Here is a 3,184-nt window from a genome sequence, read left to right on the forward strand (position 1 = left end):
AGCGCCGCCGCATCGCCCGCGAGACGATGGATATTTACGCGCCGCTGGCCGAGCGGATCGGCATGTACGCGATCATGAACGAGATGCAGACGCTCGCGTTCAAGCAGCTCGAGCCCGATGCCTTTACCTCGATCACCCGCCGCCTCGCCCAGCTTCATGCTGCGGGCGGCGATCTCGTCGATCGCATCGGTCTCGGCCTGCAGTTGCACCTCGCCGATCACAGCCTCGAAGCCGAGGTCATGGGGCGCGAGAAGCACCCCTATTCGATCTGGAAGAAGATGGCCGAACGGCACATCAGCTTCGAGCAATTGTCCGACGTCATGGCCTTTCGCGTCATCGTCGGCAGCATCGAGGAATGTTATCGCGCGCTCGGCCTGATCCACGAGCGTTGGCCGATGGTCCCGGGCCGCTTCAAGGACTTCATCTCGACGCCCAAGCGCAACGGCTATCGCTCGCTCCACACATCGGTCATCCACGACAGCAAGATGCGGATCGAGATCCAGATCCGCACCCTCGAGATGCACCAGCAGGCCGAGCGCGGGCTCGCCGCCCACTGGGCCTACAAGGAGGGCAAGCCGGCGACCGAGGTCAAGGTGCCGTGGATCAGTGACCTCGTCGAAATTCTCGATCATGCCGCGTCGCCCGAAGAGCTGCTCGAGCATACCCGCATGGCGATGTACCAGGATCGCATCTTCGCCTTCACGCCCAAGGGCGAGCTGATCCAGCTGCCCAAGGGCGCGACCCCGGTCGATTTCGCCTATGCCGTCCACACCGACCTCGGTGACCAGACCGTCGGCGCCAAGGTCAACAGCCGGGTGGTGCCGCTTCGCACGCTGCTGGAAAATGGCGATCAGGTCGAAATCCTCGTTTCAAAGGGCCAGCATCCGCAACCGTCATGGCTGCGCTTCGTCACCACCGGCAAGGCGCGCGCCGGCATCCGCCGCTTCGTCCGCCACAAGGAACGCGACGAAACCGTGCACTTGGGACGTCAAATCTACGACGAGCTGATCGAGCGCCTCCCCGCCCCGCTCGCCGCCGAGGCGCTGCCCCGCACGGTCAAGAAATTGAAGCTGGAGGACGCCGAATCGCTGATGATCGCGATCGCCAAGCGACGTTTCTCGGACGACGCGCTGATGGAGGCGCTAATGCCGGGATCGACTGGGGGAGACGTCGCGCCCCGCCCGCCGGCGCAGCGCACGGCCATTTCGATCAAAGGCCTCACGCCCGGCGTCGCCTATACGCTGGCGCAGTGCTGCCACCCGGTCCCCGGCGACCGCATCGTCGGCTTGCGCCGCGAGGACGAGAGCATCGAGGTCCACGCCATCGGCTGCGACACGCTCGCCAACGGCACCGACGCGGACTGGCTCGACCTCGCCTGGGGCGACGGTTCGGACGGCGGCACGGCGCGGCTGTCGGTCATCGTCCGCGACGTGCCCGGCGCGCTCGGCGCGGTCGCCGGCATCCTCGGCGCGAGGGGTGCCAACATCGTCAACCTCAACATGGTCCACCGCGACGAAAGCTTCCACACCTTCCACATTGACGTGGAAGTCCACGACCTCGCCCACCTCCACGCCATCCTCGCCGCCCTGCGCGACGCGGACGTCGTCAGCATGGCGGAGCGGATTTAGCGCGCCTTGCGCACCGCATCCGCGCCGTTCGCCGCCAGCACCGCCAGCGTCACCAGATCGTTCGAACTCGCCGTCATCGGTGCGATCTGGACCGGGAGCGCCATGCCCATCAGATAAGGCCCGAGCATATTTTCGCCGCCGAGCGCGCGCAGCAGCTTAGACGAGATATTGGCCGACTGCAGCCCCGGCATGATCAGGATATTGGCCGGCCCGGTCAGTCGGCTGAACGGATAATATTTGCGCTGCGCCTCGTGATTGAGTGCCAGGTCAGGGCCCATCTCGCCTTCATATTCGAAGTCGGTCTCGATCGTGTCGAGCAGCTTCACCGCGTCGCGCAACTCGTCGATGTGCCGCCCCGGCGGATTACCGAAGGTCGTGTAGCTGATGAACGCCACGCGCGGCTCCATCCCCATCCGCCGCGCGAAGGATGCCGAGCGGATCGCCATCGACGCCAGCTGATCCTCGGTCGGCCGCTCGTTGACCGCAGTGTCGGCGATCAGCACCGTGTGGCGCTTGCCGGCAATGACCGTGATCCCGAACGGGGTCGTGCCCTGTTCCTCGTCGATCACGGTGCGCACCTGCGCCAGGCTCTGGCTGAACGGCCGCGTCGTGCCGGTGATCATCGCATCGGCTTCACCCAGCGCCAGCATCGCCGCGGTAAACGTGTTGCGGTCCTGGTTGACCATCCGCTCGACCTCGCGCCGCAGCATCCCGTGCCGTTGGTGCTTGGCGTAGAGATAATCGACCGCGCGGCTGACCAGCGGCGAATTGCGGCTGTTGAGCACTTCATACTCGACCGGGTCCACCCCCAGCTCGCGCAGCATGTCGACCACATCCTCGCGCCCGACCAGCACCGGCGTACCGTAGCCGCCTTCCTTGAACGCGATCGCCGCGCGCAGCACGTTGGGCTCTTCGCCTTCCGCGAACAATACCCGCTTGGGGTTGGACTTCGCCGCCTGGAACGACAGGCTGAGCACCGACGCGGTCGGGTCGAGCCGGGCGCGCAGCTGCGCACGATAGGCGGCCATGTCGGCAATCGGACGCCGCGCCACCCCACTCTTCATCGCCGCCTCGGCCACCGCAATCGGCACGACCTCGATCAGGCGCGGATCAAATGGCGCCGGGATGATGTAATCCGGCCCGAAATGCTGATCCAGTCCGCCATAAGCCAGTGCCACTTCCTCCGGCACCGGCTCCCGCGCCAATTCTGCCAATGCGTTAGCCGCAGCAATCTTCATCACATCATTGATCCCAGTCGCCCGCACATCGAGCGCCCCCCGGAAAATGAACGGAAAGCCCAGCACGTTATTGACCTGATTGGGATAATCCGAGCGCCCGGTCGCGATGATCGCATCGGGCCGCGCTGCGCGCGCTTCAGGCGGGGTGATCTCGGGGTCGGGATTGGCCATCGCGAAGATGATCGGCGAGGGGGCCATCGCCAGCATCATTTCGGGCTTCAGCACGCCTGCCGCCGACAGTCCGAGGAAAACATCCGCCCCGACCAGCGCTTCCTGCAAATTCTGCGCGTCGGTCACGACCGCATGGGCCGACTTGAA

At 65.6% G+C, this 3,184-nt stretch carries 2 protein-coding genes; one reads left to right on the top strand and one right to left on the bottom strand.

All coding sequences use genetic code 11. The annotated features are described in order from the left end of the window. Positions 1–1,628 (top strand): TGS domain-containing protein (locus RMN84_RS04100; RefSeq protein ID WP_309610930.1); only part of this gene is annotated, 1,628 nt, incomplete at its 5' end. On the opposite strand, the gene RMN84_RS04105 is transcribed toward RMN84_RS04100, so the two are convergent. Next, positions 1,625–3,184: phosphate acyltransferase (locus RMN84_RS04105; RefSeq protein WP_309610931.1), on the bottom strand; the 1,560-nt coding region annotated here is incomplete at its 5' end. The two genes, RMN84_RS04100 and RMN84_RS04105, sit on opposite strands and share 4 nt — an antisense overlap.

Source organism: Sphingomonas sp. (assembly GCF_031380695.1).
Classification (GTDB): domain Bacteria; phylum Pseudomonadota; class Alphaproteobacteria; order Sphingomonadales; family Sphingomonadaceae; genus Sphingomicrobium.